The 22,015-nt window shown below is 66.1% G+C and carries 19 protein-coding genes and 2 tRNA genes; 5 read left to right on the forward strand and 16 right to left on the reverse strand.

Features of this window, described 5'->3' with window-relative positions; translation table 11 throughout:
* Positions 1–12: 12 nt before the first annotated feature.
* Entirely contained in the window at positions 13–2,118 is a 2,106-nt protein-coding gene (locus tag ACOABP_RS19225) for a TonB-dependent receptor family protein (protein ID WP_474229544.1), read from the forward strand.
* Positions 2,119–2,208: 90 nt separating this feature from the next.
* On the opposite strand, the gene ACOABP_RS19230 is transcribed toward ACOABP_RS19225, so the two are convergent.
* From ACOABP_RS19230 to ACOABP_RS19300, 15 genes are all read right to left on the reverse strand, one after another.
* Positions 2,209–3,621: a DUF1254 domain-containing protein gene (locus ACOABP_RS19230; RefSeq protein WP_474229546.1), complete on the reverse strand. Its 1,413-nt coding sequence runs from the start codon at positions 3,619–3,621 to the stop codon at positions 2,209–2,211.
* Positions 3,622–4,005: 384 nt separating this feature from the next.
* Positions 4,006–4,082 (reverse strand) — tRNA-Arg (locus ACOABP_RS19235).
* A gap of 92 nt (positions 4,083–4,174) precedes the next feature.
* The gene (locus tag ACOABP_RS19240) at positions 4,175–4,912 is read right to left on the reverse strand and encodes a hypothetical protein (RefSeq protein WP_474229548.1); all 738 of its coding nucleotides are present in this window, start codon (positions 4,910–4,912) and stop codon (positions 4,175–4,177) included.
* Positions 4,913–5,147: 235 nt separating this feature from the next.
* Positions 5,148–5,291 carry a hypothetical protein gene (locus ACOABP_RS19245; RefSeq protein WP_474229550.1) on the reverse strand — a complete coding sequence of 48 codons (144 nt, stop codon included), beginning with the start codon at positions 5,289–5,291 and terminating at the stop codon, positions 5,148–5,150.
* Positions 5,292–5,295: 4 nt separating this feature from the next.
* Positions 5,296–5,382, reverse strand: a tRNA-Leu gene (locus ACOABP_RS19250).
* A 98-nt stretch (positions 5,383–5,480) separates the two neighbouring features.
* A complete protein-coding gene (locus ACOABP_RS19255) occupies positions 5,481–6,761 on the reverse strand; it encodes an amidohydrolase family protein (RefSeq protein ID WP_474229552.1) in 1,281 nt (426 codons plus the stop codon).
* A gap of 21 nt (positions 6,762–6,782) precedes the next feature.
* A complete protein-coding gene (locus tag ACOABP_RS19260) occupies positions 6,783–7,736 on the reverse strand; it encodes an ABC transporter permease (protein ID WP_474230447.1) in 954 nt (317 codons plus the stop codon).
* Entirely contained in the window at positions 7,733–8,824 is a 1,092-nt protein-coding gene (locus tag ACOABP_RS19265) for an ABC transporter permease (RefSeq protein ID WP_474229554.1), read from the reverse strand. Before ACOABP_RS19265 ends, ACOABP_RS19260 begins: the two co-directional genes overlap by 4 nt.
* Positions 8,814–10,373: an ABC transporter ATP-binding protein gene (locus ACOABP_RS19270; RefSeq protein ID WP_474229556.1), complete on the reverse strand. Its 1,560-nt coding sequence runs from the start codon at positions 10,371–10,373 to the stop codon at positions 8,814–8,816. The genes ACOABP_RS19265 and ACOABP_RS19270 overlap by 11 nt, the downstream gene beginning before the upstream one ends.
* Positions 10,374–10,465: 92 nt before the next feature.
* Entirely contained in the window at positions 10,466–11,473 is a 1,008-nt protein-coding gene (locus ACOABP_RS19275) for a BMP family protein (RefSeq protein ID WP_474229558.1), read from the reverse strand.
* A 76-nt stretch (positions 11,474–11,549) separates the two neighbouring features.
* Positions 11,550–12,245 carry a TetR family transcriptional regulator C-terminal domain-containing protein gene (locus ACOABP_RS19280; protein ID WP_474230448.1) on the reverse strand — a complete coding sequence of 232 codons (696 nt, stop codon included), beginning with the start codon at positions 12,243–12,245 and terminating at the stop codon, positions 11,550–11,552.
* A 17-nt stretch (positions 12,246–12,262) separates the two neighbouring features.
* Complete coding sequence (upp, locus tag ACOABP_RS19285; protein WP_474229559.1) at positions 12,263–12,955, reverse strand: uracil phosphoribosyltransferase; 693 nt, start codon at positions 12,953–12,955, stop codon at positions 12,263–12,265.
* Between the two features lie 112 nt (positions 12,956–13,067).
* Positions 13,068–14,375 (reverse strand): URC4/urg3 family protein, encoded by a 1,308-nt coding sequence (locus ACOABP_RS19290; RefSeq protein WP_474229561.1) that lies wholly within the window; start codon positions 14,373–14,375, stop codon positions 13,068–13,070.
* Positions 14,372–15,610 carry a GTP cyclohydrolase II gene (locus tag ACOABP_RS19295; protein WP_474229562.1) on the reverse strand — a complete coding sequence of 413 codons (1,239 nt, stop codon included), beginning with the start codon at positions 15,608–15,610 and terminating at the stop codon, positions 14,372–14,374. The genes ACOABP_RS19290 and ACOABP_RS19295 overlap by 4 nt, the downstream gene beginning before the upstream one ends.
* 286 nt (positions 15,611–15,896) lie before the next feature.
* Entirely contained in the window at positions 15,897–17,000 is a 1,104-nt protein-coding gene (locus ACOABP_RS19300) for an acyltransferase family protein (protein ID WP_474229564.1), read from the reverse strand.
* A 225-nt stretch (positions 17,001–17,225) separates the two neighbouring features.
* Here ACOABP_RS19300 and ACOABP_RS19305 point away from each other — a divergent pair, with 225 nt between their 5' ends.
* A complete protein-coding gene (locus ACOABP_RS19305) occupies positions 17,226–18,137 on the forward strand; it encodes an amino acid ABC transporter substrate-binding protein (RefSeq protein ID WP_474229565.1) in 912 nt (303 codons plus the stop codon).
* Between the two features lie 157 nt (positions 18,138–18,294).
* Complete coding sequence (locus tag ACOABP_RS19310) at positions 18,295–18,579, forward strand: amino acid ABC transporter permease (protein WP_066739945.1); 285 nt, start codon at positions 18,295–18,297, stop codon at positions 18,577–18,579.
* Between the two features lie 128 nt (positions 18,580–18,707).
* On the opposite strand, the gene ACOABP_RS19315 is transcribed toward ACOABP_RS19310, so the two are convergent.
* On the reverse strand, positions 18,708–19,559 hold the full coding sequence (locus tag ACOABP_RS19315) for a hypothetical protein (protein WP_474229567.1): 852 nt from the start codon (positions 19,557–19,559) through the stop codon (positions 18,708–18,710).
* Positions 19,560–19,928: 369 nt separating this feature from the next.
* Between ACOABP_RS19315 and ACOABP_RS19320 the strand changes: the two genes are divergently transcribed.
* Both ACOABP_RS19320 and ACOABP_RS19325 read left to right on the forward strand, forming a co-directional pair.
* A complete protein-coding gene (locus tag ACOABP_RS19320; RefSeq protein ID WP_474229568.1) occupies positions 19,929–21,644 on the forward strand; it encodes a glycosyltransferase family 39 protein in 1,716 nt (571 codons plus the stop codon).
* A complete protein-coding gene (locus tag ACOABP_RS19325; protein WP_101685443.1) occupies positions 21,641–22,012 on the forward strand; it encodes a DMT family transporter in 372 nt (123 codons plus the stop codon). The genes ACOABP_RS19320 and ACOABP_RS19325 overlap by 4 nt, the downstream gene beginning before the upstream one ends.
* Positions 22,013–22,015: the final 3 nt, after the last annotated feature.

Consider the following 22,015-nt stretch of genomic DNA (forward strand, 5'->3'; position numbering starts at 1 on the left):
CGACCAATAGGAATGAAACGAGCCACACCATGGCGCCGCGTCGCGGCGCTGCCTGCAGCCGCACTGTCCAGCGCTGCCTTCGCCCAATCGGCAACCGTCACCAGCCCGGATGCCGCCGCTATCCCTACCCTGCCCACCGTGACGGCCACTGCTGCCGCAGCCGGATCACTGACCGCGCCCGGCGTGGCCCGGCAACGGCAGTCGGTGTTCCAGTCGGCCGGGTCGGTCGGCTTTGTCGATGCGCAGTCGTTCACCAATACCTATGCGTACGACTTGCGCGATGTCCTGAAGGACTCGCCCGGCGTCTACGTGCAGGAACGCTACGGCCAGGAACTGCGCCTGTCGATTCGCGGGTCCGGCGTGGCGCGTGGCTACCATACGCGCGGCATCGAGATCCTGCAGGACGGCGTGCCCACCAACTTTGCCGATGGCAGTGGTGATTTCTACCAGATCGATCCGCTGGCGCTGTCCGCCGCCGAGGTCTACAAGGGCGGCAACGGCCTGGCCTATGGCAGCACCACGCTCGGCGGTGCGATCAATTTCACCACGCCAACGGCGCTGACGTCCGATGCACAGAACATGGTGCGCGTGGACGGCGGCAGCTTTGGCACCCTACGCGGCAGCGGCCAGGTATCGCGCCAGATCGGCCAATGGGATTTCCTGGCCAATGCCACGGTCAGCCATTCGGAAGGCTGGCGCAATCACGAACGCGGCCAGTACGAGCAGATCAACGCCAATGTCGGCTATCGCTTCAGTCCAGCCGTCGAAACGCGCTTCTACTTCGGCGCCTATATCGTCGACCAGCTGCTGCCCGGCGCGCTGACGCTGAACCAGGCGCTGACCACGCCGCGCATGGCATCGGCCAGTGCGCTGGCAGGCGATCAGGCGCGCAACACCCGCACCGAGCGGCTGGCGAACGTCACGAGCATCAAGCTCGATAACGGGCAGATCGACCTGACCACCTGGGGCATCCACAAGAGCCTGTACCACCCGATCTTCCAGGTGGTGGACCAGGACAGCTGGACATACGGCTTCGCGCCGCGCTACACGGGCAACTTCACGCTGGCCGGCATGCGCAACCAGCTGATTGCCGGCGCGCGCTTCTTCGGCGGCAATAACGACGCGCGCCAGTACGTCAACGTCAACGGCAATCGCGGCGCCCAGACGCTGAACGCAAAGCAGGACGCCTACAACTACGAGGCCTACCTGGAAGACCGGCTGTACGTGCTGCCCACGGTGGCGCTGATGGCCGGCGCCAAGGCCTACCGCAACCGGCGCGAATACACCGACTACGGCGGCCTGCCGGCGAATCCGACGGCAAAGTCCGATGGCGCCACGTTCAGCGGCGTCAACCCGAAGTTCGGGGTGCTTTGGGAACCGAAGCCCGACATCCAGGCATTTATCGACATCACGCGCAGCGCCGATGTGCCGGACTTCACCGACCTGAGCCAGACCATCGGCACCACCCAGCAGTTCGTGCCGCTGGCGGCCCAGCACGGCTGGACGCTGGAACTGGGCACGCGCGGCAAGTGGGACCGCTTTGCCTGGGACGTCACGGCATACCGGTCGCTGCTGCGCGACCAGTTGCTGCAGTACACGGTAAGCGCCGATATCCCGGCGTCGACCTTCAACGCCAACAAGACGGTGCTGCAGGGTGTGGAACTGGGTGCCAGTGCCGACGTGCTGCGCGACGTCATTGGCAAGGGCGACAAGGTCACCGTATCGCAGATCTGGAACTACAGCGATTTCCGCTTCGACAACGATCCGGTCTACGGCAACAATCGCATCGCGGGGGTGCCAAAGCACGTGCTGCGCACCACGCTGGCCTACAGCCGCAACAGCCGCCTGCGCGTGGCGGGTACGATCGACTGGGTGCCGACCGGCGCCTACGTGGACTACGCCAACACGCTCAAGGTGCCCTCGTACGTGCTGTTCGGTATCGAGGCCAGCTACGAGTTCGAGCGCGGCGTGACGCTGTACCTCGACGCCCGCAACCTGGCCGACAAGCGCTATATCAGCGACTTCAGCACGGTTACCGATGCACGCACGGCCAACACCGCAGTGTTCTATCCGGGTGTCGGCCGCGCGTTCTACGCCGGGGTGAAGTACAAGTTCTAGCTGGCGGCTTTGCCAGCCCCGCCGGTGCCCCGAAACAAAAAGCCCTTCCACTCTGGAAGGGCTTTTTCATGGCCTGCCGGGCGACGCGAATCAGTTCACGCGCTGCACGGCCGGTGGCATCCATTTGCCATCGAGCACGACCTGCTCGGGCCAGTAAGCGCGCAGCATCAGGCTGAATGCATCGGGCGGTGCCGGCAGCCAGTTCGTTACCTGGTTGGGTGCGGGGCGCTCGTACTGGATATAGATATCGAGCGAGCCATCACGGTTGTAGCGCAGCCGGTCGCGGCTGCCGATGGTGTAGCGCTGGAGCGGATTGTTGGCGAAGGCCTGCTTGTTGTTGTAGGCGCTCAGCGACCAGAACGCCTTGGCCGGCGGGAGCTGCCCCTTGTCGAAATGCAGGACATAGCGGCTGCCGCCATCGAACGGACGGCCCGTTGCATCGGCACGGGCAACCGGATAGACAGCGTCTTCTGCCAGGTTGGCGCCCAGCCCGAACATCGCCACCACCGCGCGGCGTTCGAAATCGGCGCCGTACACGCCCGTGTCGCGCTGCAGTCGCCAGCCGGTGCTGCCCGCCGCGCTCTTGCGTGCGTTGGCGGAGATGGTGGCCAGCGCCGCAGTGGCGCCCTCTTGCACGGCGCGCGCCGTCGATGGCTCCAGCACCGTGGTCTTGAAGGGTTCGCCAGCCTTGATGCCCATGCGCTGCATCTTTTCGAGCATCGCCACGTCATCGGGCCCGGGCGGATTGTCTGGCAGCAACGCGGCCATGCGGCTGAAGAACGCCTGGGCGTCCATCGCCGCCACCTGCTCGGACGGTGGCGTTTCGGTATCGATCAGCCCGGCGCGCGGCGTGGCCGGCGGCGTGGTCCGCGAGCCCTTGCGCCAGGCTGACAGCGGCACCAGCCGGAACTGGTCCTGCAGGCGGTGAACGTTGGCGTAGTCCGCCTTGCTGTTAGTCTGAATCCGGCCAATCAGCCAGACCATGCTGGTCGGCGCGCGCACTTCGGTGACACCCTTGGGCAACGTACCTTCCCAGTCCGGGCCGACAATCGCAAAAGCGCCACGGCGTGTGCCCGTCGTGCGCTTGCCCGGCGACGCGAACACGTTGGTCCAGGCATCGAGCATCTGCATCACGTAGTAGCGGCCCGCCGTATCGGGCACGGACAGTACGACCGGTTCCCTGGAAACATCCACCCAGGCCGTCGAGTACAGCGTATCCGCGTTCGGGCTCACCACCGTGGTGTACGTGGCATCCGGAAAGGCGCGACTGTGATTGAATGTATTGACGGGTGTCTTGGCAGTCATCACCTCGCGCGTGACATCCATCAGCACGAGCGGATAGCCATATGTAAACACCTCTGCGGAGAGCGCCTTCATCGCCTGGTCCGATGGCGGCTGCTCCGCGGCCGGAACGTCCGGTGCGGGCGGCGGCGCGGACGCGCATGCGGCAAGGAAGGCGGCAAGCGCGACCACGCTTGCCAGTTGGCGTATCGATCGGTTCATGACCCCGTTTCCCTGTGTGGTGGCGGCCTTCCGGGTAGTTTGCACAACGGGTCCGGGGGGGACGCGTGTAGCTCCGGAGGCGCATCTATTCCGAACGAATGATGTGCCCGCGACTCGGCCAATGTCAATGACCCCAGTACCGGCTTCAGGGGGATACCGAACACTGCCTCTAGCGCATCCGCCGGGGCTGGGGAAATTGTGTGGAAGGCGTCACGCAGTAGGCGCGCACGCATTGCGTACGGCTGGCCGCGAGATTGAGGAGGGTACGGCTTCCAGGCGCGCGATGATGGCCCGGATGGTGACCCAGTTGGAGACCCGGATGGTGACCCAAACAGTGGCCCGAAATGACGAAGGGCCTCCATTGCTGGAGGCCCTTCCAATAGGTGGCGCGGCTGGCAGGATTCGAACCCACGACCCCTTGGTTCGTAGCCAAGTACTCTATCCAACTGAGCTACAGCCGCACGCGAGGGACGCATTGTATCGCAATTCACCTTGCGCGCAAGCGTTTTATCAAAATTATTTCACTGGCCGCGCGCCGGCATGCTGTTTTCGTTTACCAGCGATATCTGGCGCCCAGCGTGCCACCCGCATTGCGGCCGGCGCGCGCCTTCATCCAGAGCCTCAGACCCGATGTCGAACTGCTGTGCGCGCCGATGTTGAACGAGAACAGCCCGCGCAGCAGATCGGTGTCGATACGCGTGCCATTGATGTTGATGGTCTTCGCGCGATTGTCCTGCCACCAGTCTGCCTCGACGAATGGATAGACGCCGCTCAGCCGGGTCGGCTTCGAGCCATAGAGCCGCACAGCCAGCCCCGTGGCGCTGACCTCCCCGGGCGGCGCATCCCAGTTGCCCGGTACGGGTGCCATGCCTGGCCGATACGCCATCTCCACGCGCGATTGCAGCGTCATCCCCATGCCGCTGCGCGACAACGGCGCATCGAGCGCCACTGCCATGCTGCGCGCACGGCTGTCGATGAGGCCGGTGGCGGTGGTTGCGTCTTCCGCATGGACGAGCGGGACCCGCGGCGCGCCGCCGAACCGCTCGACGACACGGTCGATGCTGGCCAGGTTGATCGCGATGGGCTCGGACTCGGGCGCCGATTCCGGCAACGTGCGCGATGCATGCACGGGGATCGGCAAGTCGGGGTCGTCGTCGGCGACCACCATGCGCGGCGGCACGATCGATGGCGTGGCGTCTTCCGGCATGGCCGGCGGCGCGGCCTGGTCGGCCGGTGGTGGATCGGGGGCCCGCGCATGCTGCACGAACTGCAGTGCATCACGTCCTGACATGCCGTCCAGGGATTCCTCAGCATGAACCACGGCGCAGGCCAGCAGCGCAAGTACGAAACACAGGGGGAGACCGGGGTGCGCAGCATGCAGGCAGGCGCAATGCGCCCTGCCAGACAGCCGTCCGGCACACTCCTCTCTCCCGCACATCAGCTGTACGGACATGGCGACCACCTCGTCGGGCGTTGTGTGAACCATGCCCGATAAGCTTGAGCATAGGTCAAAGCCCGCGTGATGGTTAGAGCCGAATGTGGGGAGCGTCGCCCGCTAAAAGGCGGAGATCGGGGTTGAGAGAGACGATGTCGGACGAGGTCACCAAATCGCCAAATTCGAAAGGCGCGGCAGAAATGAAAAAGCCCTGCTCGATGAGCAGGGCTTTCAAATATTGGTGCCCAGAAGAGGACTCGAACCTCCACAGTGTTGCCACCGCTAGGACCTGAACCTAGTGCGTCTACCAATTCCGCCATCTGGGCTTCGTTTCGCTACATTGCTGCGGCGATGCGAAGAACGTGATTATGCTGAGTAGCACTCACCCTGTCAACACCCTTCTCGCAGAAACTTCAAAAAAAGCTCAGTTGCGATGTAGCCCGAAGTCGACTTCCGTGGGCCGGCCCGGTAGCGACAGCGTGGCCGTGGCGGGCGCCGTGCGCGCTACTACCTTTCCTGCGCGCATCACCAGCAGCCGCGTGGCCCGCAGCCGGATCGCCTCGACCGGATCACGGGCCTGCAGCAGCACCAGGTCGGCGCGGCAGCCAGGTGCCACGCCGTAGCCGTCCAGCCCGAGAATGGCCGCAGGGGTCTCGGTCACTGCCCGGAAACAGGCGCGCATGGCGTCCTGCCCCGTCATCTGGGCCACGTGCAGGCCCATGTGGGCTACCTCCAGCATGTCGCCCGACCCCAGGCTGTACCAGGGGTCCATCACGCAGTCGTGGCCGAACGCCACCGGGATGCCGGCGGCCAGCAGTTCCGGCACGCGTGTCATGCCACGGCGTTTCGGATAGGTATCGTGGCGGCCCTGCAGCGTGATGTTGATCAGCGGATTGGCGATGGCGGCCACGCCGGCCTCGCGCATCAGCGGCAGCAGCTTCGACACGTAATAGTTGTCCATCGAGTGCATCGACGTCAGATGGGATCCCGTGACCCGCCCCTGCAACCCCAGCCGCACCGATTCGCTGGCCAGCGTCTCGATATGGCGCGACATCGGGTCGTCGCTCTCGTCGCAGTGCATGTCCACGCGCAGCCCGCGCGCGGCGGCCTCTTCGCACAGCAGCTTTACCGATGCCGCGCCGTCGGCCATCGTGCGTTCGAAATGCGGAATCCCGCCGACCACGTCGACGCCCATGTCCAGCGCGCGGCGCAGGTTGTCGAGCGCGCCCGGCGCGCGCAGCACGCCATCCTGCGGAAACGCCACCAATTGCAGATCGAGGTACGGCTTCACACGCTCGCGCACGTGCAGGAGTGCTTCGGTAGCCAGCAGGCGCGGATCGCATACGTCCACGTGCGAGCGGATCGCCAGCAGCCCCTTGGCGACGGCCCAGTCGCAATAGGCCAGCGCGCGGTCGACGATGGCGTCCTGCGTCAGCAGCGGCTTGAGTTCGCCCCACAGCGCGATACCCTCCAGCAGCGTGCCGGACTGGTTCACGCGCGGCAGGCCGTACGACAGCGTGGAATCCATGTGGAAATGCGCATCGACGAAGGGCGGCGACACAAGCTGCCCCGCCGCGTCGATCTCCTCGCCAGCCGTGGCCGACAGCCGGGGCTCGACCGCCGTAATGCGGCCGGCGGAGATGCCAATGTCAACGTCTGTGCGGCCATCGGGCAGGTTGCAGTGACGCAGGATGGTATCGAGCATGGGTAAATTTTCCGGAAGTGTTCAGCGTTCGCCCTTGCGGTACGGCTTCATCAGCGCCTGCGGATAGGCCGCGCGGCGCGCCACCAGCACCAGCGCAAGGATCGACAGAATATAAGGCAGCATCAGGTAGATCTGGTACGGCAGCGGCGGCAGGCCCGGCAGGCTGGCCCCGCCCTGCTGCAGCCGCAGTTGCAGCGCGTCGAAGGCCGCGAACAACAGCGCGCCCAGCAACGCCCGGCCCGGCCGCCACGACGCGAATACCACCAGCGCCACGCAGATCCAGCCCCGGCCATTGATCATGTTGAAGAAGAAGGCGTTGAACGCCGACAGCGTGAGAAATGCACCGCCCACGGCCATCAGCGCCGATCCGGCCATGATCGCGCCGATGCGCACCGCGCCCACGCGGATGCCCTGCCCCTCGGCCGCGGCCGGGTTCTCGCCCACCATGCGCAGCGCCAGCCCCAGCGGCGTGCGATATAGCAGCCACGCCAGCAGAGGCGCCATCAGCAGCGCCAGCAGCGTCAGCGCCGTCTCCGCCGCCATGACCGGGCCGATCAGCGGCACGCCAGCCCACCACGCCATCGGCGCAAACGGCGTGATCGTCGGCGGTGTCGAGACCTGGGCAAAGCCCAGCCGGTAGGCGTAGTACGACACGCTGGTCGCCAGCATGGTCACGCCCAGCCCCGCCACGTGCTGCGACAGCGCCATCGACACGGTCAGCCAGCAATGCAGCAGCCCGAACAGCAACCCCACCCCGGCGGCGGCGGCGACGCCGCCCCACAGCGGCGCCCCGTGGTACACGGCCAGCCAGCCCGAGAAAGCGCCGGCCACCATGATGCCTTCGATGCCCAGGTTCAGCACGCCGGCGCGTTCGCACAGGAGCACACCGAGCGTGCCGAAGATCAGCGGTGTGGCCACGCGCAGCACGGCAATCCAGAACGGCGCGCCGGACACGATATCGAACAGTTCCATCAGGCCACCTTCCCGGTCCGGTCAAAACGAATGCAATAGCGCGTGAGCATCGTCGCCACCAGCATGGCGAGCAGTGCCACCGCCACGATCACATCGGCAATCGTGTTGGGCACGCCAACGGCCCGGCTCATGCCGTCCGCCCCCACCAGGATGCCGGCCACGAATATGGCCGATGCCACCACGCCCACCGGATGCAGGCCCGCCAGCATGGCGATCACCACCCCCGTGTAGCCGTAGCCGGGGGACATGTCGAGCGTCAGGTAGCCGGTGCGGCCGGCCACCTCCACCACCCCGGCCAGGCCTGCAAGCGCCCCGGACAGCGCCGCCGCGAGCAACGTCACGCGCGTGACCGACATGCCGGCGAACGCCGCCGCACGGGCGTTGGCCCCCACTGCGCGCATCTGCAGCCCGAAGACCGTAAAGCGGTTCACCGCCCAGCCCAGCACGGCCAGCCCCACGGCGGCCAGCAAGCCGCTGTGCACGCGTGATCGCTCCATCAGCCGGGCCAGTTCCAGTTCCGGCACCAGCGCCACCGACTGCGGCCAGCCCATCGCCAGCGGATCCTTCATCGGGCCATCGAGCATCAGCGACACACCCAGCAGGACGATGAAATTGAGCAGCAGCGTGGTCACCACCTCGTCTACGCCCAGCCTGAGCTTGAGTACTGCGGGCAGCAGCAGCAGCAACGCGCCGGCCAGCATGCCGGCGGCCACCATCAGGCCGAACAGCACGCCATCGGGCAGCGATGCCGCCCAGGGCGCCGCCGCGCCGTCCACCTGCCCGCCCACGGCCACTGCCGCCAGCGCGCCAAGGTAGAGCTGGCCCTCGGCGCCGATATTGAACAGCCGGGTGCGGAACGCCACGGCGACGGCCAGCCCGGTCAGGATCAGCGGCGTGGCACGCGTCAGCGTCTCGGACCACGCAAAGCGCGACCCGAATCCACCTTCCAGCAACAGCAGGTAGGCCTTGCCGACGGGCGCTCCGGCCAGCGCCACCAGCAGTGCGCAGATCAGCAGCGTAACGATGATCGCGCCAATCGGCGCCATCACCAGCGCGCTACGTGATACGGAGGTTCGGGCTTCAAGCCGCATGGGCCACCTCCGCGTGCGCCTGCGCGCCATCGGCACCGGCCATCGCCAGGCCAAGCGTGGCAAGCGTCCATGCCGGCGTGGCACGCGCCATGCTGAGTCGGCCGGCGTGCATGACGGCGATGCGGTCGGACAGCGCCATCAGTTCGTCGAGATCTTCGGAGATCAGCAACACGGCCGCCCCCTGCGCGGCGGCATCGAGCAGCAGGCCGCGCACGTACGCGACAGCGCCAATATCGAGCCCCCAGGTTGGCTGGCTGGCGACCACCAGAGCGGGCACCCGCTCGCCACGCACCGAGAAGGCTCGACCCAGGATCAGCTTCTGCATATTGCCGCCCGACAGCGTGCGCGTCGGCACGTCGATCCCGCCGCCGCGCACATCGAACCGGCCTGCCAGCTCGCCGGCAAAGCGCCGCGATGCCGCGCCACGGATCACCCCGCCCCGCACGAAGGCACGATTGCCAAGCTGCTCGATGATGATGTTTTCCCAGACGGCGAGATCGCCCACCGCGCCTTCGGCGTGCCGGTCTTCCGGTATGCGCGCCACACCGGCCCCGATCCAGCGCCGGGGCGACGCCGGCAACGCCGCACCGCACACCGTGATGCGGCCGGACGAGGCTGCCGCCACTCCGCTCATCAGCTCGGCCAGTGCCACCTGCCCATTACCCGATACCCCCGCGATACCGACGATCTCGCCGGCACGCAGGTCGAGCGTCACGTCATGCAGGCCCTGCCGGCCCGCCGCCGTGGCGACGCTGACGCGGTCAAGCGACGCCACGACATCGCCCCCGGCCGGGCTGGCCGCGCGCGTAGGCATCTCCACGCGACGTCCCACCATCAGTTCGGCCAGTTCCGCCTTGCCGGTGGCATCGGCACGACGATCCGCCACCAGCCGGCCACCGCGCAGCACCGCCACGCGATGGGAGACGCGCAGCACCTCGTCGAGCTTGTGGCTGATGAAAATGACTGACAGCCCTTCGGCAATCAGTTGTGCCAGCGTGGCGAACAGGCTGTCGGCCTCCTGCGGCGTCAGCACAGCCGTGGGTTCGTCCAGGATCAGCACCCGCGCGCCGCGATAGAGCGCCTTGATGATTTCCACGCGCTGGCGTTCGCCCACGGAAAGCGATCCCACGCGCGCCTGCGATTGCACCGCCAGGCCGAAGCGCCGCGCCAGATCGTCGATGCGTGCCCGCGCGGCGCCACGCTGCTGGCGCCAGCGCCAGAGCGGCTCGGTGCCGATCAGGATGTTGTCGAGCACCGACAGGTTGTCGGCAAGCGTGAAATGCTGGTGGACCATGCCCACCCCCGCCGCCAGCGCAGCGCGCGGATTGCCGGGCGGCAGCGTCACGCCATCCACCTCGACGCTGCCCGCGTCGGCAATGTAGTGGCCGAACAGGATATTGACCAGCGTGCTCTTGCCGGCGCCGTTTTCGCCAAGCAGGGCCAGGACTTCGCCGCGATGCAGGTCGAGCGAGATATCGTCGTTGGCCAGCAGCGGGCCAAACCGTTTGGTGATGTGCGAGAGCCGGAGCACCGGCGGTTCCTGGGGCATCGATTTTCAGAAATCAGAACGAACGAAACGAAGCGGCCCCGTCCATCTGAACGGGGCCATGCGCAGCACGCGCCGGAGAGCCAGCCGGTGGCTCAGGGCGTCGACCTTGGCTCGGTCTCCACCACCTTGACGGTGAACTTGCCGTCGAGGATCGCCTTCTCCTTCGCCTTGACCTTGGCCATCACGTCGGCCGGCACCTTGCCCTCGAAGGTGCCCAGGGGCGCCAGTTCCGCGCCCTTGAATTTCATCAGCGAATACTGGCCGTAGTCCTCGTTCCTGAACTGGCCGGCCTTGACCTTCGCCAGCGCGGCCGCGATCGTCGGCTCCATGTTCCAGAGAGCCGATGCCACCACCGTGGCCGGGTACTGCGGCTGGGTGTTGATCACGTTGCCGATGGCAAGCTTGCCGCGTTCCTTGGCGGCGTCCGACACGCCAAAGCGCTCGGCGTAGAGCACGTCGGCGCCCTTGTCGATCATCGCGAACGCGGCTTCCTTGGCCTTGGGCGGGTCGAACCACGAGCCGATAAAGCTCACCGTGAACTTCACCTTCGGATTCACTTCGCGGGCACCCTCCATGAAGGCGTGCATCAGCCGGTTGACCTCCGGGATCGCGTAGCCGCCCACCATGCCGATATGGTTGGTCCTGGTCATGCCGCCCGCGATCATGCCGGTCAGGTACGACGGCTCCTGGATGTAGTTGTCGAATACCGAGAAGTTCGGCGCCTGCGGCTTGCCCGACGATCCCATCAGGAAGGCCGTCTTCGGATAGTCCTTGGCGACCTTGCGGGCCGCGCCTTCTACAGCGAACGACTCGCCGACGATCAGCCCCGAACCCTGTTCGGCGTACTGGCGCATCACGCGTTCGTAGTCGGCGTTCGACACACTTTCCGAGAACACATAGTCGATCTCGCCGCGCGCCTTGGCCTCGTTGAGCGCCTTGTGGATGCGCGACACCCATTGCTGCTCCACCGGCACCGTGTAGACCGCGGCCACCTTGACCTTCGATTGCGCCTGCACGCCCGGCGACAGGCCCATGGCAGCCAGCGCGGTGGCCGCCGCAGCGGCTTTCAGCCAGTTGCGACGATCGCTTCCCTTGTGCATGAATTCACTCCCCTTTTTTACGTTGTGTGCGCTCGTGGCGCGTGGTTGATGTCTTGCGATGGATAGATGCGCCGGCTCAGGCGCGCGTTGGGTCTGGCTCGGAATCCGGGTCGGAATCTGGCTCCTGCAGCCCGCAGCCCCGCAGCAGCAGCGCCACCAGGTGCTCGGTGGCATGCTCGAAGTCGTCGGCGTCAAGCTGGCTCACGCCGAGCACGGCGCACACCTGCGCCTCGAAGTCCGCATAGGTCTGGGTGGCGGCCCAGATCGTGAAGAACAGGTGATATGGATCCACGGGCGCCATCCGGCCGCCCTCGATCCACGTCCGGATCACCATCGCCTTGCGTGCCACCAGTTCGCGCAGGGCCTGGCGTAGCACGTTGCCGATCTCGGGCGCACCGTGCAGCAGTTCGTTGGCAAACACGCGCGACGCGTCGGGATGGCTGGCCGACAGGCGCATCTTGGCCCGGATGTACTGTTCCAGCGCCAGCCGGGGCGAGTGCTCGGCGCTGATGATGTCGGTCTCGGACAACCACAACGTCAGCGTATGGGCCAGCACCGCGCGATACAGCGCCTGCTTGGTCCGGAAGTAGTAATGCAGGTTTGACTTCGGCACCCCGGCGCGGGCGGCGATATCGGCCATCGTGGCCCCGGCAAAGCCCGCACGCGCGAACACGTACTCGGCGGCGCGCACGATCAACGCCTCGTTCTCCTGCCGGATGCGGCCGCCCGGCGGCCCGGGCCGGGGTTCGATGCCGCGCGCCGACGATGGCATGCGCGCCAGGGCGTCCATCATTTGGTGCCGTACAGCCGGTCGCCGGCATCGCCAAGGCCGGGCACGATATAGCCGTGCTCGTTCAGCTGCTCGTCGATGGCGGCGGTGACGATGGCCACGTCCGGGTGCGCGGCCTGCAGCGCCCGCAGCCCCGGGCGCGAGGCGATCAGGCAGACATACTTCATGGTGGTCACGCCGGCCTCCTTCAGCCGGTTGATGGCGGCGATGGCCGAGTTGCCGGTCGCCAGCATCGGATCCACCACGATCACGAAACGCTCCTCGATATCCTCGGGCATCTTGAAGTAGTACTCGATCGGCTCCAGCGTTTCGGGGTCGCGATACAGGCCGATGTGGCCCACGCGCGCCGCCGGCAGAAGATCGAGCATGCCGTCCAGGAAACCGTTGCCGGCCCGCAGGATCGACACCAGGCAAAGCTTCTTGCCTGACAGCACCGGCGACTGCATCGGCGCAATCGGCGTCTTGATGGCGATGGTCTCCATCGCCAGGTCGCGCGTGGCTTCGTAGGTCAGCAACTGGCTGATCTCGCGCACCAGGCGGCGAAAGTTGTCGGTGGTGGTTTCCTCGCTGCGCACCAGCGTGACCTTGTGCTGCACCAGCGGGTGGTTGACCACCATTACCGCGGGCGCCGCCGTGCCTTCCGTTTCGGCAAAGGCCTGCACGGCCGTGGGTACGTCCGACATGTCGTTCATGCTGCGCTCCTTGGTCATCCGAATTTCGCCTGGCCGGGCGCAGCGGGCCCCCGGGCCCGCCACGCTCTGGCTGCCTGTCTGTCAGGAACTGCCGTGCAATACCGTGTTGCTGCTAGAACACCGTGCCGTCGCTCTGGATCGCGAATGGCGGCGGCCCGCCCGGTGGCCGGCGCTGTGCCGCGATACGGCGGCCCGCCGCCCACGTGCCGCCTTCCAGCACGCGCGCCAGCGGAAAGTCTTCTTCCTTGAGCCCCAGCGCCTGACGCACCGCATCGGCCACCAGGTCGAGGCCCGTGACGGTCAGCGCGCGCCACTCGACGATTTCGGGCTCGTCCACCGTATGGGACCGTTCGGCGAATGCGCGGTCGCGCGGCACCGTCAGCTCGAAGTCGTAGAGCAGGCCGCCGTTCCGGTATTCAGGCAGCCCGGTCAGCGCGTCGAGCCCCACGACCACCAGGCCGCCATCCTCCAGTGGCTCCAGCAGCGAATAGGTCAGCCACTGCGTGAGCTTGTGGAACGGCACCAGCCCGCCGGGCGCCGCCGGATGCCGCCAGCAGTCCCCCAGCGACACGCCCTCCATCTGCACCCGTCCCGGCCAGACCGGACCCAGCGCCACCAGCAACGTGCGCAGCACGAAACCGGCCTCGATGCGGTTGTCCCTGGCGTGGGCAACCAGGTAATCGAACAGGTTGCCCAGCCGCGCCGGGGTGCCGAAGACCGCCGGGGTGGCCTGCATGACCTCGCCCAGCCGGCGCAACAGGCCGGCGCGCCCTTCCAGGCCCACCAGCGGGTTGTGCTGGGCCACCTGGAAGGCCGTGGCAATGGTCGAGGCATCGATACGCGCCAGCCGCTCTGCATCGGCGCGCAGCGGATCGCCCGATTCGGCCGAGAAGCCGCCCCGGGCGAACAGGTCGAAGCTCGCCACGCCGAGCCCTTCGGAGCGCGTCAGCATCATGTCGCTGGCCGGATCCCGATAGCGCCAGTCGGGGCCTGCGCCGGCGTCCAGCAGCACGCTCGGAATGACCAGGTCGATGCCGATGCGCGCGCGCTCCGCGCAATGATCGGCGCCGGACATGCCCGCGCGCTCGCACAGGATCTGCCACCGGTTGATCGACTCATTCCCCGGCCCGCCGCTTTCGAAATGGCGCCAGCGGCTGTGATAAGGCACCTGGAGATCCGGGTAGCGGCGCCGGATGGTGGCCGCCACGTAGTCTGCAATGGCGTGGATCCGGTCCGGATGCCACGTAAACAGTTCAGACTCGCCGGATGCGACGAATTCGGTCACGACCGCGCAATGCGTGCGCACCGCCTCGCCGCTCAGCAGTGCGGAAGCGGGATGATCGGGCGGCACCGGGCTATGCCAGCCGCTGCCCGCGCCGGGTTCGTGTCCGGTCGTACCTCCTGCGGGATGCTCGTTCATTCGTTCAACCCCCTGCCCTTTGCCAGGGCGAGTTCGTTGGCATCAGGCGGCGTGTAGCTGGTGAAGTAACCCGCCGCCACCTTCGCATCGATTTCCACGCGCGCATCGGCCGGGATCAGGGCCTCGGGGATGGGCACCTGCTCCACCACCTCGATTCCCTGCGCCGTCAGCGCGCCATGCTTCATGTTGCTCATCGAGGCCCAGCGGTCGATCCGCCGGATCCCCAGCCAGTGAAAGACATCGGGCATCAGTTCCTGGAAGCGCATGTCCTGCACCCCGGCCACGCATTCGGTGCGCGCGAAATACGTTTCGGCCCGGTCGCCGCCCACCTGGCGCTTGCGTGCGTTATAGACCAGGAATTTGGTCACCTCGCCCAGCGCGCGCCCTTCCTTCCGGTTATAGACCACCAGGCCAACGCCGCCCTGCTGCGCCATCTCGATACAGACTTCGATGCCATGCGCCAGGTAGGGCCGGCAGGTGCAGATATCGGATCCAAAGACGTCGGAACCATTGCATTCGTCGTGGACGCGGCAGGCCACCTTGGTCTCGGGCTTGCCCAGCTTGCTGATATCGCCAAAGAAATAGAGCGTCATGCCGCCGATGGGCGGCAAGAAGACCTTCAGGTCTGGCCGTGTGACCAGTTCCGGGAACATGCCGCCGGTCTGCTCGAACAGGCTGCGGCGCAGGATGCTTTCCTTGATATTGAACCGGCGGGCGATGCCGGGCAGATACCAGACCGGGTCGATGGCGGCCTTGGTGACGCGCACATCGCCGTTGGCATACAGGATGTCGCCGTCCGGTGCCAGGCGGCCCGCCGCGATGGCCGCCACCAGTTCCGGCATATTGATATGGGCGCGCGTGATGGCAATGGTCGGCCGGATATCGAAACCGGCTGCGATGCGGTCGGCAAAGACCGTCGATACCAGATGGCCCCAGGGATCGAGCGACACGATCTTGTCGGGGTCGCCCCACTGCGCATGCGGGCCGATCGGCTCGGCCGGCGCCGTGTCGGTCAGGTCGGGGCGGTGCGCCCGCTGGAGGCTGCCCGAAGCCACGGCCAGCGCGCGATAGATCGCGTAGGCCCCGGCATGCGTACCGATCACGTTGCGCTGCGCCGGGTCTGTCAGGCTGGCGATCACAGGCCCCCGCTCGGCCGCGGTGGGCGCGCCCCAGTGGATCGGCTCGGCCGGCTTGTCGCGGCGCGCGTGCGAGGTCAGGACGATATGGTCGGACATGGTCGCCTCCCCGGTATGAAACCGGAACACGAATCCTGACCAGATGGTCAGGTTTACATGTTCATAGTAGGCAACGTTCGTGCCAACGCCCAAGTGGGGTTGTTACGGTTGGTGGCATCCCGTACGCACCGTCGGCGTGCCTGGTGCCACCGTCCGGATGGCGCGTGCGGTACATCGCGGTGCAGCGCGCACCGGATCCCGGCGCCGGCCGGGGATGACCGTCGGCACAAGCAAAAACGGCACGTTCGATCGAACGTGCCGTTCCGGCGATGAAGGGGCGAGAGGCTCAGCCTTCCGCGCGATGGCCCAGGCGCTCGCGCCCACGCTGGGGCAGATCGGCGGTCAGCCAGTCCACCATGGCCCGCACGGGGTTGGCGGCCTCCACATAGCGATGGAACAGCGCCCCGGCGGCATTGCTGGCGACCCAGGCCAGGCCCATGCCCAGCGCATTCAGCACCGGCCGGCCCGGAACGAAATGGGTAACCACGGCATTGACCACCAGGCAGACCGGAAAGTGCACCAGGAACACCGAATAGGAAATCCGGCCGAAGTACGCGGTCAGGCGTCCGGCTGGCCAGCTCTCCAGCCAGCCGCCGCGACGCGAGACGGCCAGCAGCAATGCCGTTGCCAGCGCCACCGCAATGCGCAACCGGAAGTCCACCGCCAGCGCGGCCAGGCCGATGGCGGCCAGCGCCATCAGCGGCATGACCGAGCGGCCCGGATTCGACGCCCAGTAGGCCAGCGATCCCGTGCCGTAGGCACCAAAGAAATAGATGGCCCAGATATCCCACGACGCATCGCGGTTGAACCAGAACAGCGAGGCCATTGCCAGCACTCCCACCAGCGGCACGCCGAGCGGCAACGCGTCGCGGACCACGGCCCGGGCGAACCACAGCGCCAGCACCATCAGCGCGAACAGTTGCAGGTCGATGGCGATATACCAGACGCCGGCGGACAGCGCGTCCACATCGAGAATGTTGTGCAGCAGCAGGACATGAGCCACGAACTGCGCCAGATGCGGCGCGGCCGGGATGGAATCGTGCTGCATCCAGGTGCGCGCGATGGCGGCACCGGCAATTGCCACCAAGATGGCGGCGGCAAACGGCACCACCAGTTTCTGGTAGCGGCGCCAGATCGTCAGCACCGGGCTGGCGGCAGTCAGGCGCCCGCCGGGGGCCAGGCTGCGCGCGGCCAGGAAGCCGCTGATGACCAGGAAGACCTGCACGGCGATGCGCGCATAGTCGGCCAGCCAGCCGATCAAGCCAGGCGCCAGTGACTGGGCGGCATCGGACATCGGCCCGTAGAACGCCAGGTGGTGCAATACGATCAGCTGCGAGCTGACCGCCTTCAGCGCGTCTACACACGCCAGACGGGAAGGACGGGGGCTCATTTGTTCTTCGTGGGGGTGCAAAGTGGGCCGAATTGTACTCGCATCGGTGCATTCAGCCTTGGGGCGACCGGTAACCGCTGCCGTAACGGTTGTAATTCCGTGTACGGCGTGGCGAAAAGGCAACTTTCATTGCACTACTCTCGGGCATTAGCTAATAAGAAACAAATTCTTCGTGCGCAATGGCCGGGGGTATACCCTTGCGTCTTTCCGTGCCTTGCCCCGAACATGTCCCTGACTGTTGCCTTCTCCTCGTTCCGCCGCCTGACGGCTGTTGTTGCCCTGGCCGCCGCCATCGTGCCGGCCGTCCACGCGCAAAGCCCCAGCCCCGTCCTGGACAAGATCCGTGACACCGGCACCATCACGCTCGGCTATCGCGAGTCCGCCCTGCCGTTCTCGTTTGCCGACGACAAGGGCCAGCCGGCCGGCTATGCGGTGGATCTGTGCCTGCGCGTGGCCGAAGCGGCCAAGCAGAAGCTGGGACTGAAAGACCTGAAGGTGCGCTGGCTGCCGCTGACGCCGCAGAACCGCGTTCCGGCCATGGTCAACGGCCTGGCCGACCTGGACTGCGCACCCAACACCAATACGCTCGAACGCCAGAAGCAGGTGGCATTCAGTGTGTCGCACTATGTTTCCACGGTGCGCATGCTGGTGCGGGCCGACTCCGGCATCAAGTCGTTCAATGACCTGCGCGGCAAGACCGTGGTGACCAGCGCCGGCTCCACGGGCGACCGCCACGTGCGCCGGCTGAAGAGCGAGTATGGTTTCCGCGACGTCTATGCCAAGGACCATGGCGAATCGTTCCTGCTGCTGGAAACTGGCCGCGCCCAGGCGTTCGTGATGGACGACGTGCTGCTGGCCGGCCTGCGCGCCAAGTCGAAGGATCCGTCCCAGTACGTGATCGTCGGCCCGGCCCTGTCGGTGGAACAGAACGCGCTGATGATGTCCAAGGCCGATCCGGAATGGAAGCAACTGGTCGACCAGACGCTGGCGAAGACCTTTGCCAGCCCCGAGGCGGCTGCCCTGCAGAAACGCTGGTTCCAGCAGCCGATCGGCACCCGTGGCACCAACCTGGCACTGGCGCCGTCGGCAGAAGTGCTGCAAGCCTGGAAGCACCCCTCCGACGTTGTGACGGAATAAGCATTTTATGGGGTGCTCCCCCGGAAAAGCCCTGAGTTGACGCCCTTTACGGCCTTGTCCACACTGGCCTGAGCCTGGTTCTACCGCCCGGTAGGACCAGCGACAACGCGACCGCCACCGTGAAACGCCACCGGGCGGCAACTCAGAGGAGATTTCCATGAAGCAATTGATCGCCACCGCCGTCGCGCTAGGTCTGGCCACTGCATCCGTGGCTGCCATCGCACAGGACAAGAAGTCGTTCGACCCGTATTCGCAGGGCGCCAAGGCTGGCGAGAAGTTCGACACCTACAGCCAGGGCGCCAAGTCCGGCGACAAATTCGACCCGTATTCGCAAGGTGCAAACAAGAGCACCCGCGCCGACCTGACCGACCAGTCGACGGCCGCCCCGAAGCAGTCGAAGTCGAAGAAGGCCCCGACGAAAAAGCCGGCACAGGGCAATTGAACGTCTGGCGGTTCTGGACGCAAAAAGGAGCCCTTGGGCTCCTTTTTGATTTTGTGCCTCAATATGCACTAAAGTGATTTCAAGGCGCTCCCCCCGCGCATGCGTGCCCGGTCAACGCCGGGCCGGGTCTACTGCTCCTCCTCCGGCAGCATCTCCAGCGCCGTCACGTCCACACGCTGCACCTCGTTGTTCTGCCGGATTTCCGTGCGAAGCACGAATGCTTCCATCGGGCAGTACCAGTCGGTGACGTGCAGCACGCTCGGTTCCAGTTGCAGCAGTTCGTCGCCCACCATCAGTGGGCCGAGCGAGGTGCGTTTTTCATAGGTAATGGGCATGCATTCCTTTCGGCCCATGACCGTGTTGATCATCTGCTTGCGGCCTACGTGGCGAGAGCCGACGATGATCGACGCATGCAGCGCCTGCATCGTGCCAACCACTTCGTCCTTGCCCAGCGGATAGATCTTGAGCGACACGCTGGACTGGAAGGTTTCGCCTTCCAGGGTGGCGCCTTCCTTGATTTCCACGCCTGCGTAGTTGAACACGCCGCTGCCATTGAACGATGCCTCGCCGAACATCCGCGCATAGCGCGCACGGGCATTGATCACGGCGTTACGGCTGTCGATACGGGTACGCGACGTGGCGACGTTGCGGTCGATATTGATCTCGTGGACCTGATCCATGACAACCGGCGGGCCCATCAGCGCCGACAGCGCAGACTTGGAGCGGACTTCCAGCTGGGCGCTGCAGCCACGGGCGGTGCGCATGACATCGCGCAGAGTCATCGTGATGGACATCGGCATGGAGCCATCGCCCTCCATCTGCACGCGTGATCCGGAGCGGAACCACGGTGCGTCGCACAGGGCCGCGCCGTTCGGCATCGGGGGCGACATGCCCGACACTGGCGCGGCATCGGGGGCCGATGCCTGCGCAAATGCCGTACTCATTACACCAGTCAGCAACCACAGCAGCGCCGGTTTCATGGCGATCGTCCGTTTCCAATGGCCGGCGGCGGCAGGGTCAGCTTCTGCCAGAAATGTGCCGGAATGGCGCAAGTATTACGCGAAATCGGCGCGGCGGAAATGGCCTGCGGTGCCCGGAAGGCCGCGCCCAGTGCCTGTTGCACGCCAAAACGGCGAGGCGGGAAATGCGCTCGTGCTACCATTGCGCGCCCGTAGCGGTCGCCATGCCCGAAAGCTGGCCTCCGGACACGCGCCAATTTCAGGCCGTGCGCGGGCGCAGCCGCCTTGCCTGCGCGTGTCCACCATGTCGGGGCGTGCCGCGTTGTGGGGTGTTCGCCACAAGGCGGACGTAGGAACAGCCTCCGGGATCCCGGCCACTTCAGGAGAAATATGCGTAGTTCTTCGCCCACGCGCCAAGCCGGGCTGCCTGTCGGCATGGTTGTGCTCGTCGTGATCGGCGTGCTGCTGGTCTGGTTCGGCACGCTCGATGCCCGCCACCTGCTGCGTCCGGACGAAGGCCGATATGCCGAGATCTCGCGCGAGATGTTCGTCACGGGCGACTGGGTGACGATCCGCTACAACGCCCTGAAGTACTTCGAAAAACCCCCATTCCACATGTGGGTGACCACCATCGCCTACGAACTGTTTGGCGTGGGCGACTGGCAGGCGCGCCTGTGCGTGGCGCTGTCGGGCATCGTCGGCCTTGGCATGACGATGTGGGCCACCGCGCGCTGGTTCGGATGCCGCGCCGGGCTGCTGGCCGGCCTGGTCATGCTGGCCATGCCGATGTGGAGCGTGGCGGGCCACTTCAATTCGCTGGACATGACGCTGTCCGGCGCCCTGGCGTGCGTGCTGGCCTGCATGCTGCTGGCCCAGCATCCCGATACGTCGCCTGGCGCCCGCCGGGCGTGGATGCTGGCGTGCTGGGCATCCATGGGCATCGCCATCCTGACCAAGGGGCTGGTCGGCATCGCCCTGCCCGGCCTGGTGCTGGTGGTCTATACGCTGTTGACACGAGATCTCGGCCTGTGGCGGCGCCTGCACCTGCCAACCGGCATCCTGGCGATGCTGGTGGTCACCGTGCCCTGGTTCTGGCTGATTTCAACGAAGAACCCCGAATTTCCTCATTTTTTCTTTATCCACGAGCACTGGGACCGCTACACGTCCACGGTGCATTCGCGCAAGGGCTCGATCTGGTATTTCGTGCCGCTGCTGCTGGCGGGCATGCTGCCCTGGCTGGGCCTGGTGCCGCGCATGTGGGAGGTGGTGCGCGACCGCACCGGTGCCCAGCGCGGCGCCGGCGGCAAGCCGTTCCAGCCGGCCCTGCTAAGCCTGGTCTGGTTCGCGGCGATCTTCGTCTTCTTCAGCATGTCGGGGTCGAAGCTGCCCGGATATATCGTGCCGGTGTTCCCTGCCCTGGCCATTCTGGCCGCCGTGGCGCTTGACCAGATCAGCGACCGGTCGTGGAATCGCCAGATCAATGCGCTGCTGGTACTGGCCGTGGTGGGCCTGCTGGCCGCACCCGTGGTTGCCACGCTGGAGCGGGAAACCAATCCGAATGAAGTGTTCCGCGCCTTCGCCGTCTATATTGGTGTGGCGTTTGCCGTACTGCTGGCCGGCATGCTGCTGGCGCGCCGGCTGCTGCGCACCCGCGGGGTGTTTCCGAGCGTTGCCGCGTTTGCGCTGTCGATGTTCCTGACCTGTACGATCGGCCTGCTCGGCCATGAGGTAATGGGCCGCCGTGCGGCGGGCGTGGACATGCTGCCAGCCATCAAGGCCGTGCTCAAGGACGACATGCCGCTGTACGGCGTGGGGATGCTGGATCACACACTACCCTTCTACCTGGGCCGTACGCTGACCATGGTTGCAGCCCCGGACGAACTGGAGTTCGGCACCCAACAGGAACCGGACAAGTGGATTCCGACCATGGATGCGTTCGTCGCCAAATGGAAGGACGGCCAGCCGGCGCTCGGTATCATGTCGCCGGAAACGTATGACAGCCTGGTGGCGCAGCACGTGCCGATCTACGTCGTGGCACGCGATGTACGGCGTGTCGTCGCCAGCAATTTCCCGCCGCCGGCCCAGGAAGCCGGAAATACCCGATGAATCTTTCGACATTTGCCTTTATCTTCACCGGCGTATTGCTCAACGCCTGTGCCCAGTTGCTGCTCAAGGCCGGCACCAATGCCGTGGGCGCGATCACGATCGAGCGCGCCACCATCCTGACCACGGCGTTCCGGGTGCTGACGCAATGGCCGGTAATCGCCGGGCTGACCTGCTACGTGATCAGCGTCGGGGTCTGGATCGTCGGCCTGTCGCGCGTGGATGTATCGATTGCGTATCCCATGCTGTCGCTTGGCTATGTCGTCAACGCCCTGGCCGCATGGTGGCTGTTTGGCGAGATGATTGGCCCGCTGCGCGTGGCCGGCATCATGCTGATACTTGCTGGTGTTTTCCTGATTGCCCGTTCCTGACCG

The organism is Cupriavidus sp. HE11, assembly GCF_056097175.1.